This window comes from Flavobacterium croceum DSM 17960, from assembly GCF_002917885.1.
GTDB classification, from domain to species: domain Bacteria; phylum Bacteroidota; class Bacteroidia; order Flavobacteriales; family Flavobacteriaceae; genus Flavobacterium; species Flavobacterium croceum.
This window is the reverse complement of the sequence record NZ_PQNY01000014.1, coordinates 1-14,073: the sequence shown is the minus strand read 5'-3', so window position 1 is coordinate 14,073 and position 14,073 is coordinate 1. Positions and strand designations below refer to the sequence as shown.

14 protein-coding genes and 1 tRNA gene are annotated in these 14,073 nt (G+C 31.4%); 7 read left to right on the top strand and 8 right to left on the bottom strand.

The genetic code is table 11. The features are described 5' to 3' along the window. Positions 1-4 precede the first annotated feature (4 nt). The 3 genes from Q361_RS10580 to panB are packed head-to-tail and all read right to left on the bottom strand — an operon-like array spanning position 5 to position 3,005. Complete coding sequence (locus Q361_RS10580; protein ID WP_245874627.1) at positions 5-1,411, bottom strand: DUF5723 family protein; 1,407 nt, start codon at positions 1,409-1,411, stop codon at positions 5-7. A gap of 45 nt (positions 1,412-1,456) precedes the next feature. Beyond that, positions 1,457-2,158, bottom strand: coding sequence for an RluA family pseudouridine synthase (locus Q361_RS10575; protein ID WP_103726703.1), 702 nt, complete (start codon positions 2,156-2,158; stop codon positions 1,457-1,459). A 28-nt stretch (positions 2,159-2,186) separates the two neighbouring features. Continuing rightward, positions 2,187-3,005: a 3-methyl-2-oxobutanoate hydroxymethyltransferase gene (gene panB / locus Q361_RS10570; protein ID WP_103726702.1), complete on the bottom strand. Its 819-nt coding sequence runs from the start codon at positions 3,003-3,005 to the stop codon at positions 2,187-2,189. Positions 3,006-3,256: 251 nt separating this feature from the next. Between panB and Q361_RS10565 the strand changes: the two genes are divergently transcribed. Then, a complete protein-coding gene (locus tag Q361_RS10565; protein ID WP_103726701.1) occupies positions 3,257-4,327 on the top strand; it encodes a DUF389 domain-containing protein in 1,071 nt (356 codons plus the stop codon). A 15-nt stretch (positions 4,328-4,342) separates the two neighbouring features. On the opposite strand, the gene Q361_RS10560 is transcribed toward Q361_RS10565, so the two are convergent. Together Q361_RS10560 and Q361_RS10555 are read right to left on the bottom strand one after the other, a co-directional pair. After that, a complete protein-coding gene (locus tag Q361_RS10560) occupies positions 4,343-5,758 on the bottom strand; it encodes an L-serine ammonia-lyase (protein WP_103726700.1) in 1,416 nt (471 codons plus the stop codon). A gap of 129 nt (positions 5,759-5,887) precedes the next feature. Then, positions 5,888-6,457, bottom strand: coding sequence for a pentapeptide repeat-containing protein (locus tag Q361_RS10555; RefSeq protein WP_103726699.1), 570 nt, complete (start codon positions 6,455-6,457; stop codon positions 5,888-5,890). A gap of 76 nt (positions 6,458-6,533) precedes the next feature. Between Q361_RS10555 and Q361_RS10550 the strand changes: the two genes are divergently transcribed. Then, positions 6,534-7,055: an NUDIX domain-containing protein gene (locus tag Q361_RS10550; RefSeq protein ID WP_103726698.1), complete on the top strand. Its 522-nt coding sequence runs from the start codon at positions 6,534-6,536 to the stop codon at positions 7,053-7,055. Position 7,056: 1 nt separating this feature from the next. Further along, positions 7,057-8,313: an MFS transporter gene (locus Q361_RS10545; protein ID WP_103726697.1), complete on the top strand. Its 1,257-nt coding sequence runs from the start codon at positions 7,057-7,059 to the stop codon at positions 8,311-8,313. Between the two features lie 86 nt (positions 8,314-8,399). Here the strand turns inward: Q361_RS10545 and Q361_RS10540 are convergent. Beyond that, positions 8,400-8,473 (bottom strand) — tRNA-Arg (locus Q361_RS10540). Positions 8,474-8,545: 72 nt separating this feature from the next. Here Q361_RS10540 and Q361_RS10535 point away from each other — a divergent pair. Next, positions 8,546-9,058, top strand: coding sequence for an adenine phosphoribosyltransferase (locus Q361_RS10535; protein ID WP_103726696.1), 513 nt, complete (start codon positions 8,546-8,548; stop codon positions 9,056-9,058). Between the two features lie 245 nt (positions 9,059-9,303). Here Q361_RS10535 and Q361_RS10525 read toward each other — a convergent pair whose 3' ends face one another. Next, complete coding sequence (locus tag Q361_RS10525) at positions 9,304-10,284, bottom strand: hypothetical protein (RefSeq protein ID WP_103726694.1); 981 nt, start codon at positions 10,282-10,284, stop codon at positions 9,304-9,306. A 146-nt stretch (positions 10,285-10,430) separates the two neighbouring features. Here Q361_RS10525 and Q361_RS10520 point away from each other — a divergent pair, with 146 nt between their 5' ends. Beyond that, positions 10,431-10,964, top strand: a complete 534-nt coding sequence (locus Q361_RS10520) for a hypothetical protein (RefSeq protein WP_103726693.1) — start codon at positions 10,431-10,433, stop codon at positions 10,962-10,964. On the opposite strand, the gene Q361_RS10515 is transcribed toward Q361_RS10520, so the two are convergent. Beyond that, the gene (locus Q361_RS10515; protein WP_103726753.1) at positions 10,961-12,196 is read right to left on the bottom strand and encodes an MDR family MFS transporter; all 1,236 of its coding nucleotides are present in this window, start codon (positions 12,194-12,196) and stop codon (positions 10,961-10,963) included. The two genes, Q361_RS10520 and Q361_RS10515, sit on opposite strands and share 4 nt — an antisense overlap. A gap of 76 nt (positions 12,197-12,272) precedes the next feature. Between Q361_RS10515 and Q361_RS10510 the strand changes: the two genes are divergently transcribed. Continuing rightward, entirely contained in the window at positions 12,273-12,944 is a 672-nt protein-coding gene (locus tag Q361_RS10510; protein ID WP_103726692.1) for a TatD family hydrolase, read from the top strand. Between the two features lie 66 nt (positions 12,945-13,010). Continuing rightward, the gene (locus Q361_RS10505; protein ID WP_103726691.1) at positions 13,011-13,730 is read left to right on the top strand and encodes a tRNA threonylcarbamoyladenosine dehydratase; all 720 of its coding nucleotides are present in this window, start codon (positions 13,011-13,013) and stop codon (positions 13,728-13,730) included. The last annotated feature ends 343 nt before the right edge of the window (positions 13,731-14,073 follow it).

The following is a 14,073-nucleotide window of genomic DNA, read 5'->3' as shown; positions in this document are numbered from 1 at the left end:
TATTTTATAAAAAAGCCCATCTAAAACCTGTATAGATATCTGCTTGTTTAGTATCGCTGGTAAGAGCTGTAAGTATAGACCCCGAACCAATATAAAACCCTCCTAATCGTATACCAAAACCGCCAGTAAATCCAGCTACTTCAGTGTTTGAAAGTGGTACATAGGCTTCAAAAAAACCTAGATTAATACGCGGTGTTACTGTAAAGATATTTTGAGCTGTAATTTGATCATTTTCTGAATCTTTATTCACTTTTTGTTGCCAATATGCCGAAACATATAGTTTTGATATCACTTTTACATCTGCATAAGCATTTATCGTAGTCGGTAGTTTTACTTTCAATTCTCGGTTTGAAGAAACTTTTGTTAAATATCCATTTTGCAACAAGATATTCTCAACATCTTTTAAACCATCTGCGTTTTCAAATAAACTTAAATCTAAACCTAGCGGATTTGGGTTTAATGCGTTGGGTTGAGTATTTAAGGCATAATTTGTAGTAGAATTATTATTATCTTTAAAGGTCATACTACCTATGTTTTTTACAGATAATCCTAAATTGAGTAAGTATTTATTTTTGTACTTGTTTCTTACTTTTTCTTCAATTTTATCTGGAATAAGCGCACTATCTTTTTTGTATTGATAATTAATACCTAAATCGCCCGCAAAACCGTTAATGTTTCCAAATATAGAACTTGTATAATCTGAAACATTAGAAAAATTATTAGCTAAATTTCCGGAATAGGCTATGTTCATATTTGCTTGCGTATTGGTTAAATAAGCTGTTCCACCACTATTTGTAATGGTTCCATTAAATTTATCCAATCCCATGTTGGCATAAGCGCCTGGCATTAATATTTTAAAAGTAACACCTGCATTAAATTTGTGATGTAACGAGTTTACAAAATTTCTAGCAGCTGTAATACCTACTTCTCCCCATACTGTACCTGAAAGCCTCTGGTTGTAATCATTTTTTATAGAAGTCATACTGAGTATACTGTACGCATTTGCATTATTAATTGCGTCTCCCAATTTTGTATCTACATCTATAATATCCAATTTTAAATTTGCTTTTGTATACAGTCCAAATCCCCATTTTTTAAGGTTTACAGCTACGCTTGGGCCGTATATTTCGGCATTAACTCTCATGTTTACAGGCTCAGATCCTGTAAATATTAAGTCTTCTATATTTTTATCTGAAGTAATATCTTTAAAACCTACTTTATTGTTGGCACTATTTACACTCATACCAAACAAATTAAATTCAAATCGGTTTGACATGTTTAAAATTTCAGCAGGGTTGTTACCTACAGTAAGTACTCCTACTCTACTAGAATTTGTTAATCCCGTAAAATGTTCTTGCGCCATACTCAATGTACAAGCAAAAATGGCTACTAAAAAAATTACTTTCTTCATAAATGGTTATTTTAAATACTAATATTTTGTAAAGTTAAGTTCTTTTTAAGAATTTACAAATTTCCAAATGTTATCATTGGGTAATGGTGCTGTAAAACTCATATTTTGTTTTGAAACAGGGTGCACTAAGGCTAAGCTTCTAGCGTGTAGATGTATGCCTCCGTCTGGGTTGCTTCTATCAAAACCATATTTTAAATCTCCTTTTATAGGGCAACCTATAGCAGCCAATTGAGAACGTATTTGGTGATGTCGTCCTGTATGTAAAACGATTTCTAATACATAAAAATTGTGCAAGGTTTGAATAATTTTATAGTCTAATACTGCTTTTTTACTATTTGGTACTTCTTTTAAAAAAGCTTTTGATGTATTGTTTTTTGTGTTCCTTACCAAATAATGTGTAAGTTGGTCGGCATTATGTGGCGGACAATTTTTTACAACAGCCCAATAAACTTTATTAGTTTCTCTATTGCTAAACATTTTATTAAGTCGCTCTAATGCCTTACTGGTTCTAGCAAAAACTACAATACCTGTAGTAGGGCGGTCAAGCCTATGTACAACGCCCAAAAAAACCTCTCCTTGTTTATTGTATTTGTCTTTAATGTACTCTTTTACTATATCAGACAAGGGTTTGTCACCCGTTTTATCTCCTTGTACAATATCGCCAACTCGCTTATTTACCACAATTATATGGTTATCTTCATATAAAACTTGAAGATTACTTTTGGTAGATATAACTTTTGTTTCCAAAACTTAAAATAAAACTTGTTTATTATGTTTAATATTGCTCTTTTTCGTTTGGAAAATCTTTGCTTTTAACATCTGTTACATATTGCCCAATAGCTTGTGTCATAAGTTCGTAAAGATTTAAGTATCTACGTAAAAATCTTGGGCTAAATTCATTATTCATTCCAAGCATATCGTGTACGACCAATACTTGACCATCAACTCCGCCACCAGCGCCTATTCCAATAACAGGAATCGATATACTTTTGGCTACTTTTTCTGCTAATGATGCCGGAATTTTTTCTAATACCAGTGCAAAACACCCAATTCGTTCAAGCATTTTGGCATCTTCTATTAATTTTTCTGCTTCGGCTTCTTCTTTGGCTCTTACAGTATATGTACCAAATTTATAAATAGATTGAGGCGTTAATCCTAAATGTCCCATAACGGGAATACCTGCATTAAGTATTCTTTTTATAGAATCTTTTATTTCGCTTCCTCCTTCAAGTTTTACAGCGTGTCCTCCACTTTCTTTCATAATTCTAATAGCAGAACGCAAAGCTTCTTTTGGATCTGATTGATAGCTCCCAAAAGGTAAATCTACCACAACCAATGCTCTATGAATGGCTCGCACCACACTACTCGCATGGTAAATCATTTGATCTAATGTGATTGGAAGAGTTGTTTCGTGCCCTGCCATAACGTTACTTGCCGAATCTCCTACCAAAATAACATCAATACCTGCTGTATCTACAATTTTTGCCATTGTAAAATCGTATGCTGTAAGCATCGAAATTTTTTCGCCATTGGCTTTCATTTCAATTAATGACTTTGTGGTAACTCTTTTATAATCTTTTTTTGCTACAGACATCGTATTTTATTTTATGTGGTAAAAATACTAAAATTGGCGGTAAGCCTATACAATATTGTAATAAAAATCAATCTGATGCTTTGTTGCTTGTAGTACTCATAAACTATTAACTATTTTAACTACTAAAATATAAATAAAATTATGGAATATGAATTTATAAAAAATGTCAGAAAAATTTGTCAAGTGGTTTGTCTATTGAGTATTTTTGGTAGAAATTTTAGTTAAAAAATTGTTTTTAAATAATAAAATTAATGATTACCAAATTACAAATAATTAAACGTTATGTTCGCTCTATTTTTGATTTGAAATCGAGTCAAGAAGACGAAGTAGAAACCTATAATGAAGTACAAGAAGGTATTTATTTTAAAGGTAAAAACTTATGGTTGTTGGCTATAGCAATTATTATTTCGTGTATAGGTTTAAATATAAACTCTAAAACAGCAGTAATTGGTGCAATGATAATTTCGCCTCTTATGGGACCTGTATTTGGTGTTGGATTTGCGCTCGCTATTTCAGACACCGAATTACTAAAACTGAGTTTTAAAAATATCAGTATTATTGTAATTATATCGTTGTTTTTTTCTACTCTATATTATTTAATAAATCCATATAGTATCGCAACAGACGAGCTATTATCTTTTTCAAAACCTACCATATTTGATGTATTGCTGGCATTTGTTGGCGGAATAGCTGGTTTTATTGCCATATCGAGACACAACGGAACTCAAGTGCTTATTGGTGTAGCTGTGGCAACATCATGTATACCACCACTTTGTACTGCTGGTTTTGGTATTGCTACTTTGCAATGGCAGTATCTTGTTGGCGGGTTATATACTTACATTATTAATGCTCTTTTTATTTGTATTGGTGCTTATTTAGTCACTAAGTATTTAAAATTTACACCAAAATCCAATACAAAAGTTAAAAATGTAAACAATTGGTTCGGCATTCTCGTATTCATTACAATTATTCCAGCGGTTTACCTCGCTTATGATTTGGCTACAAAAAATTTATACAACAATAAAGCTCAGCATTTTATTTCCGAAGTTATTCAAAAGAAATACCATGTAGTTCATCATAAAATTGATGTAGACAATCGTGAAATTACACTAGACTTACTTGTTGAAAAATACAATGCAAAAATTAATGATTCTCTCAAAAAACAACTATTAAAATACAATCTTAAAAATACCAAACTAAAAATTTTTCAAACTGTAGAAGCTGGAAAAGGAAATAAAAAAGAATTTGATTTATTAAAAACCGAAATAGATTTATTAAAAAATGAAATTAATGTTTTAAAAGAAGCAAATACCCGTAAATAATTAATTTTTAAAGCATTAACAATCTGCAATATTTACCGCAACAGCCAATCCTCCTTCAGATGTTTCCTTGTATTTATGATGCATATCTTTAGCAGTTTCCCACATTGTATGTATCACTTTATCGAGAGGCACTTTGGCATTTTTGGCATCTGTTTCTAGTGCAAGTTCGGCCGCATTTATTGCTTTGATAGCTCCCATTGTATTGCGTTCTATACAAGGTACTTGTACTAAACCTGCTATAGGATCGCAAGTAAGCCCTAAATGATGTTCCATAGCAATTTCTGCAGCCATTTGTACTTGTTCTGGGCTACCTCCCAACAATTCGCACAATGCTCCAGCAGCCATAGCGCTTGATACGCCTATTTCTGCCTGACAACCGCCCATAGCCGCCGATATAGTCGCTCCTTTTTTAAAAATACTACCTATTTCGCCAGCAACCAACAAAAATTGTTGTATTTCTTTTTCGCCTGCATCGTGGTTTTCTATTACCAAATAGTACATAAGCACAGCAGGTATTACTCCGGCACTACCATTTGTAGGTGCAGTTACTACACGTCCTAAGGCTGCGTTTACCTCATTTACTGCCAAGGCAAAACAAGAAACCCATTTTAATATTTGTCTAAATTTTACTTCTGTTTTTCTGATGACTTGTAGCCATTCTTCTGGCGAATGATAAGGTAAATCTCCTATCAAATTTTTGTGCATATCAAAAGCTCTTCTTCGCACATTAAGTCCGCCAGGCAAAGTTCCTTCTGTATGGCAACCTATATACATACATTCGAGCATTGTATGCCAAACACGCATAAGTTCTTTGTCTACCTGCTCTTTTGAGCGCATGACTTGTTCGTTGTCCAAAACAATTTCTGATATTTTTCTGTTTTGAACTTTACAATATTCCATCAATTCTGCGGTATTTTGTATTGGATACGGAATTTTATGGGATATTTTATTCTCAGTATTGTCATTTTCTTGTACAACAAAACCACCACCTATAGAATAATAGGTTTCGCAAAAAGTATCGTTTTCAAAAAATGCGGTAAAAGTAAGTCCGTTGGCATGAAAAGGCAAGAAATTCTTATTAAAAACAATGTGTGTTTCTGGGTTAAAATCTATAAAATAATGTTGCCCTAAATGCAGTTTTTTGGTTTGATTAATTGTATCAATAATTCCAGAGATAGCCTCTACAGGTATATATTCGGGATCTTGACCGCTAAGCCCTAACATAACCGCAAAATCTGTTGCGTGTCCTTTTCCAGTAAGCGATAAAGAACCATACAAATCTACTCTTACTGTATGCGCTTTTTGTGTGTAATATTTATGTTCTAAATGTTCTAAAAACTTTTCGGCGGCACGCCAAGGACCCAAAGTGTGCGAACTAGAAGGACCTACTCCTATTTTGAGCATGTCAAAAACCGAAATACATTCTTGCATAGCGTTAGTTTATATTGATAAACACAAATATAAGTAGAATAATAAATTTTTGATAAAAATAATCTACTATTATTAAGAAAAATAAAATTTTAAAGTATAAAAATCTACAAATCAAATATATTACCTCAACTATTTAATTTGAATTTGATACTTTTCCAATAAACCGATTACATTTTCTTGCGAAAAAATAGCACCTTTAAGTTTATTATTTTCTGGATCTATTGAAAAATTATAACTCGTTAAAAAATCTACTTTTTGTAAATTAGATTTACTAAATACGGCTAAGCGTAGATTACAATTATCAAAAACAGCTTGCTCTAAATTGGTTTCCATAAAATCTACCGAAACCATACTACAATCTAAAAATTGTATTTTGTTTAGTTTTAATTTGTAAAATTGAGCATAATCTAACAAACAACTTTTAAAATGAAATTCATAAATAATTTGATCGGTCATAGAAAAATTTACCGAAGTAAAATCACAGCCCACAAACCAAACACCTCGCAATGATACATGGTTTATTTTTGCATGATTAAAATTACAATCTTCAAATGTGCAGTCTAAAAACCGAGCGTTTTGCAACGAACTATTTCTAAAATCACATTTTATAAACGTGCAGTTTTCAAATTCTTTGAAAGAAAAATCATTGGCAGTAAAAATTTCATTCTCAAAACGAGCATCAAAATTAAAATCGGTCATGAATTTATTTTTTGGTAAAACTAATAATTTATAAGCTATTTGAAACCTTTATGTATCTTTGAGTTTTAATTTTTTTATGGAAAAATCGTTTATTACTTATTGTCCAAACTGTGCTTCAAAAGCTGTAGTTGTTGAAAATAATTTTAAAATACAATGCCCATCGTGCCACTACACGCTCTACCATAATATTGCAGCAGCAGTAGCTTTGATATTTACTTTTGAAGATAAAATTTTATTTACAGAAAGAAATGTAGAACCCGATAAAGGCAAACTCGATTTACCTGGTGGTTTTATAGATCCCGATGAAAATGCGGAAGCAGCTGCTTGTAGAGAAGTATGGGAAGAATTGGGTATTGAATTGAATAAAAAACAATTAAAATATATTACCACTGCTCCAAATAATTATTTGTATAAAAATGTTCCGTATAGAACTATGGATATTTTTTATGAAATTTCTATGAGTACAGACACAATACACATACAAGCTCCTGATGAAATTAGTAAACTAATTTGGCTTAAAAAATCGGAAATAGATTTAAACAAAATCGGATTTATATCTGTTAAAAATGTAATTTCTGAGTATTATTTATCAAAATAACATGTTTTTAAAAAAATTTATTACCAAAAATCCTTCTCTTACCATAAAAGAGTTCAAACTTTTTTTGCTATCGCGTTTTGGGATTATTTTTTGCCTAAATATGCAATCTACAATACTTTATTATTGGGTATATCAATTAACAAATAATAAACTTTCATTAGGATTGGTTGGTTTGGCCGAAGTTATTCCTGCAATTGGATTTTCTTTACTAGCAGGACATTATGTAGATGAAAGCGAAAAACGAAAAGTAGTACTCACGTGTTTATCGGGTTATATTATTACTGGCGTCGTATTATTCTTTTTGGCAACGCCTTATTTTACAGAAAATAGTACAACCAATACTATTGTATATCTTATCTACGGAATGGTATTTATAGGTGGTATATTAAGAGCGTTTTACGGCCCGGCAATGTTTTCACTTTTTGGTCTAATAGTTCCTAGAGAATTATATACCAACGGAACCAGTTGGAGTAGTATGTCTTGGCAGCTTGGCGCCGTAATTGGTCCTTTAGTAGCTGGAGTTTTTATAGCTTCTTTAGGCATACAAAAAGGTTTATTGTTTGTTATACTCATATTATTGATGCTATTTCTACCTTTAACATTAATCAATAAAAAACCTATTTTAAAAAAAGAAAAAGAACCTATTTTACATAGTATTACCGAAGGAGTTAAGTTTGTTGTAAAAACGCCCGAATTACTCGCCGCACAACTATTAGATATGTTTTCGGTATTGTTTGGTGGTGCTATTGCTTTGCTTCCTGTGTATCAAAAAGAAATTTTACATATTAATGAAATGGGCTTTGGAGCACTTAGAGCAGCCCCTGGTATTGGAGCAATACTAACATTGGGGTTACTATCGTTTTTACCCTTAAAAACCCAGCCTGGTAAAAAATTATTTTTGTGTGTAACGGGTTTTGCACTTTCTATTATTGTTTTTGGAATATCTACCAATGTGTATTTATCATTTTTTATGTTATTATTATCTGGAATGTTTGATGCTGTAAGTGTTGTAATACGAAGTACAATTTTGCAACTACTCACTCCCGATGCCATGCGCGGAAGAGTTTCTGCTGTAAATACAATTTTTGTAACCTCATCGAATGAATTGGGCGATTTTGAGAGTGGTGTTATGGCAAATTGGCTCGGAACAGTGAGAGCCGTAGTAGTTGGTGGTTGCCTTACACTAGGTGTAGTGGCTTTTACTTTTGTAAAAGTGCCTAAATTGAGAAATTTTAAATTTGAAAAACATCAAACTTAAATCAATATAAATAGGAATTATATAGAAATTACTACAAAATAAAAAACGTAAAACTCTATTTTTCAGAATTTTACGTTTTATTTTAGTGACCTCGACAGGATTCAAACCTGTAACCTTCTGAGCCGTAATCAGATGCGCTATTCAGTTGCGCCACGAGGCCTTTATTTTGTGGGTGCAAATATAGATAAAATTGATTAACTTGCAAAGAATTTTTACTCATTTATTTAAAAATATGAAATTAGAAAAGTATATTCGTGATATTCAAGACTTTCCAAAAGAAGGAATTTTGTTTAAAGACATTACCCCTATGCTCAATAACTTTGAAGCTCGACAAGATTTTTTACATGTTCTTTTACAATCATTAGAAAATAAAAAAATTGATAAAGTTGTAGGTATTGAAAGTCGTGGTTTTTTGTTTGGAATGCTGTTGGCACAAGAGCTAAAAGCAGGTTTTGTTCCGGTAAGAAAGCCCAATAAATTACCTTTTTCTACATTGTCTGCTAGTTATACGCTAGAATACGGTACAGATACACTAGAAATACATACAGATTCGATCAATCCTGGCGATAAAGTACTTATACACGACGATGTTTTGGCAACAGGTGGCACAGCTAAAGCTGTTTGTGAACTGGTTGAAAAATTGGGTGGCGAAATTGTTCAGCTTAATTTTTTAATGGAACTACACTTTTTAAAAGGTAGAGATAAGCTTAAAAATAAAAATATTTTTGCTGCAATTACCTATTAATCTAGTTTTTGTAAACTATTTCAAAGCTCTAGTGGTTACAAAATATCTCCATGCTAAAATGGCTTTTTGAAACCTCGTAGCTTTTGTAATATCTAGCTTTTGTTTGGTAAAACTAGGTAGAAGTATTTTGTTTAGTTGAGCTAAAAGTTTGTACATTATTTATTTTTTCTGCAAAAATAGAAAAGACCACTCAAAAACGTTAAATTTTTGAATGGTCTTTTTTTTAAATTCTAAATAAATACAATTTAGATTCTTTGTGTTTTTAATTCTGATTTTGCTTTCTGCAATTCTTTTTTAGCTTTTTCAAGTTCTGATTTAGCTTTTAACATTTCTTCTTTTGCTTTTAGCATTTCTTCTGTGGTTTTATCTACAGCGTTGCCTGATTTTTCCTCTTTGTTAAAATTCTGTTTTTCAGATTCTTCTTTAGATTCATCTAATCTTTTACGCATACTATCCATTTCTTTTTGCAAACGATCAAATTGCTCTTTCATACTTTCATTGGGCTTGAGCAAATCGTTTAAATTTTTGTCATCAAAATTAAATTTACCAAGCATGTCTCCACTACCCAATTGTATCTGATTATTCTTTTTTATTTGCTCTATTTCTTCAGGTGTATAATCATCACCACCTTCTATCACTTCTCCGTTTTCTATAATTAACGTTTTTTTACCAGGCTTTTTAATCACAATTTTAGACGAACCTTTACCCATGCCTTCTCCATTTGGGCTTGAAAAATTAAATTGATGTTCTTCCAATTGATTTTTAAGCATATCCATATTTGGCATATCGCGTAACCCTAAGCCCATACCTGGAAAATCATCTCCGCTCCACATCATATTTGGAAAAGAAGATGTTCCTCTTGGAGCTTCGCCAAAACCAACACCTTCTGAAGTTTTAAAAAATTTTATTCCCGAAATAGGTTGTTTTCCATTATATTCGGTACTTCCTGTGTTGCCTTCTGCATCTTTAAAATCAACTTTTATCGACATGATTTCTCCATTTTCATTACGTTTAACATTAGAATACTTAATTGTAACACCGTGTTCTTTTAAGGCTTTAATGTCGTCATTCATTTCAGACTCGGGAGTAGTTTTATTCCAAGTCATAAACAGCACATTATTGTTTACTTCTTTTAATGTTTTTTGTTTTTGTGCCCATGTATTTGTAGTGGTTATAAACAATGAACTGACTACAAATGTTGCTAAAATTACATTTCTTTTAAACATATGAATTTAGTATTTGATTGATTTCTTGTTCAAAATTAATAGAGTCTTTTAAATGGTTCAAGCTGTTTTACAATATTTTAACTTATTTTAAGGTGAATTTAGCATTTCAACTGTTTTTTATAATTTTGTTATGAAAATATAAGCTCTTGTACAACAAACACAATTTTTACAGAAATACGTATTGCGAATTTAATGAAGCGCATCTAAACGAAATTAACTCGTTAGTTTGTTCGTACAAAAGTAAATCGGGTAGTAGATATTATTTTACAGAACAAGGTGTTTATAGATACTCCAATCATTGGGGAAGAGCTGCTCATTGTAAATGGAAGTTAAATACTCATACTAAAAACACAAACAGAACCAAACTAGGTTTTGCAAAATGGACTGATTTTTTTCCGGAAAACGACTATGAAAAATTGTACTTTATTAAAGTAGATTTTGAAGCTAAAACAGCTCAGTATTATCATAAAAATAGTATTCACTTTAAGAGCGAAGAAGTATTGCGAAACAGTACCGAAACCATGAACCTTTTAAAAAAAATTAGGCAATTGCTTACAGAAAATCAGTGGTGCAAATACTTAAAGGTAGTTGATGTAGATTTATTAAGAAAACAAATTGTAGAAGAAATGCTTACGAGTGGAAAGAGTTTTCAAGAAATTAGACAAAAATATTTACTTTAAAAATCGCTTTTAGTTTGAGTTTCTTTTGCTAAAAGTTGTAAAACTTTATAACCCGCATAAGTTCCAACTAAACCTAAAACGCCCATAAAAAGCCAATTTTTTTGATACCCAAAATAATCAACAATTCCCATTCCCAATTTGGCACTTAAAATATGAGCTGCACTAAAACTCATTGTAAATATGGCCATATACCTTCCTTCGTGCCCTTTTGGAGCTCGGCTCATAGCAAATGAGTTGGAAAATGGAAATGCAAACATTTCGGCTACCGTCATAAATAGCATCATGATGACTAATATGCCTGCCCAAACATTAATAAGCATTAAAAACAAACTTACACTCATTAAAAAACAACCAAGAGTTACAACCTTAACTTTATTTATTTGATGTCGCTCTATATAACTTACAATAGGCATTTCGAGAAAGAAAATTAAAATACCATTTAATGTAAGTAATAAACCCGTTTGGAGTTCTGTTAAATTAAATTGATCTTTATGATACAAAGGAATGGTTGTAAATAATTGAAAAAACAAAACCCCTGTAACAACACACATAAATAGAAAAATCCAAAAAGGTTTGTCTTTAAAAACAGATTCTCTACTAGCTTCCAAAAGTTGTTTGGCTTCTTTAGATTCGATGGGTTTCTTTTTTTCTTTTACCAATAGCCAAAAAATAAGAATAGATAAAATACAAGTAATTCCATCTGCCCAAAAGAGTCCTTTATATCCAATATTCATAATGATTAATCCTCCTAAAGCAGGCCCTGCGGCAAAACCTAAATTTACAGCCAAACGAACTAAAGTAAGAGCTCGGGTTCTATTTTCGGGTTTTGCATACACATTTAATGATACAAACATGGCAGGTCTAAACATATCTGCCACTACCATTGTTAAAAAAATTGCCAAACAAAAACCAATATAAGTTGTAATATACTGCAAAGCAATAAAGGCAAAACCAGTTACTACTAAACTCATAATCATAATACGATAAAAACCAATTTTGTCTGAAAGTTTCCCTCCAAGCCATGAGCCTAGCATAGAACCAAGACCAAAAAAGAACAAAACATTTCCAATTTGCGCATAATTGAACCCTAAATCATCTTTTAAATATTTAGATAAAAAAGGTAATACCATAGTTCCTGCTCTATTGATAAATGTAACTAAAGTAAGTATCCAAATTTCTCTAGAAAATCCTTTAAAGTTATTTATATATCGGCGTAGGTAATGTAGTAACATAGTATTTTTAAAGTGCAAAGGTACTAAGTTATGTGTCTTTTTTAGTACTTTAGCTCGAACTATTTGTGAAACAAACATGTCAAAATACATCAACTTACATACACATACATCGTCAAAAAATTTGAACACTATAGAGGTACTAAACCAATACCCAAATGAGTTTAATGAAGCTGTGCGTTTTTATTCTATAGGAATTCATCCTTGGTACATTGATTTGAATAGATTGGACAAAGATTTGGAAATTATCAACCAAAAGTTAGAAAACAACAATGCGCTTGCCGTGGGAGAATGCGGGTTGGATAAACGCATCTCTACCCCTGTAGAACTACAAAAAAAGGTATTTGAACAACAAATACTATTGGCAGAAAAACACCAAAAACCACTCATCATTCATTGTGTTTCTGCGTTTCAAGAACTAATTGCTATTAAAAAAAAACTTTCTATTACGGTTCCTATTATTATACATGGTTTTTCCAAAAATGAAATACTTGCAAATCAATTAATAAGAGAGGGATTTTATTTATCGTTTGGGAAATATTTAATAAAAAATCCAGAACTCAAAAATGTATTTAAACAACTACCACTAAATCAAGTATTTTTAGAAACCGACACTATAGAGGAAACAATTGAAGATGTCTACACACTTGCGGCATCTTATAAAGAAATTGAGGTAGAAACAGTAAAAATTCAATTGCTAAAAAACTTTAAATTAGTATTCCCAAATTATAACGAGGATTTAGACGACTAACAATTTAGATACAAAAAATTCATAATTTTAAATACTTTTGTACTTGTAAAATAAAAACAACTATTTATGGCAAAATGGCAAGAAAGAGCAGTATTATTATTTAAACCCGAAGGTGTCGAAAAATTAAAAAAATCTCATGTTTTGGTTGTAGGTTTAGGCGGTGTAGGTTCTTTTGCAGCAGAGTTTTTAGTGCGAGCAGGAATAGGCAACCTTACCATTGTTGATGGCGATACAGTAGACATTACCAATATCAATAGGCAATTACCTGCATTGCATTCTACAGTAGGAATGCCAAAAGTAGAGGTTGTAAGCCAGCGTTTGCTTGATATAAACCCTGAATTAAATTTAATTCCTATTAAAGAATTTCTTTCTCCAGAAAGAGCCTATGAATTGGTTGATAAAAAGTTTGATTATGTTTTGGATTGTATAGATAGTGTTACTCCTAAACTCAATTTAATTTTGGCCAGTAAACGAAAAAAAGTAAAATTAATAACAAGTTTAGGAGCAGGCGGTAAATATGATGCCTCAAAAGTAAAAGTTACAGACATTAGTAAAACCGATTATTGTCCGTTGGCAAAAGTAATCAGAAAACGATTAAAAAAAGAAGGAATTTCTTCGGGGGTTAAAGCCGTATACTCATATGAAAGACCCGATTACGAGAGTGTAAAAATGACAGATGGCACAAATTTTAAAAGGTCGTTTTATGGAACCAACAGTTGGATGCCCTGTCTTTTTGGGCTACATGCAGCCGAAACTGTAGTAAAACACATTATTGGAAAAAAGTAATTTAGAAAATCTTTTTCAAATAATGATTTTCTTAAAAGTAATTAAGATTTTGATTATTAATCCTTTAAAAATAAATTTAACACTATTAGGCAATTTTTTTATGCATTATTTATGAGAAGGATTTTATGCGTAAAAATATAATTTTTTACGCGCAAAATTTATAGATTTTGTCAAGTTAAATTATAATTAACTGAAAAACAACAGTATAAAAATTATTGTTTATTATAAAGGATTGCGTATATTTGTGTGTTGGGCGTCAGTTTCGCTGAACGTAAAAAAGAGAGAAATCCTTAAAGAAGATTAAAGTTTGAGCATAGAAAAATAACAATTCACGATTATTTTA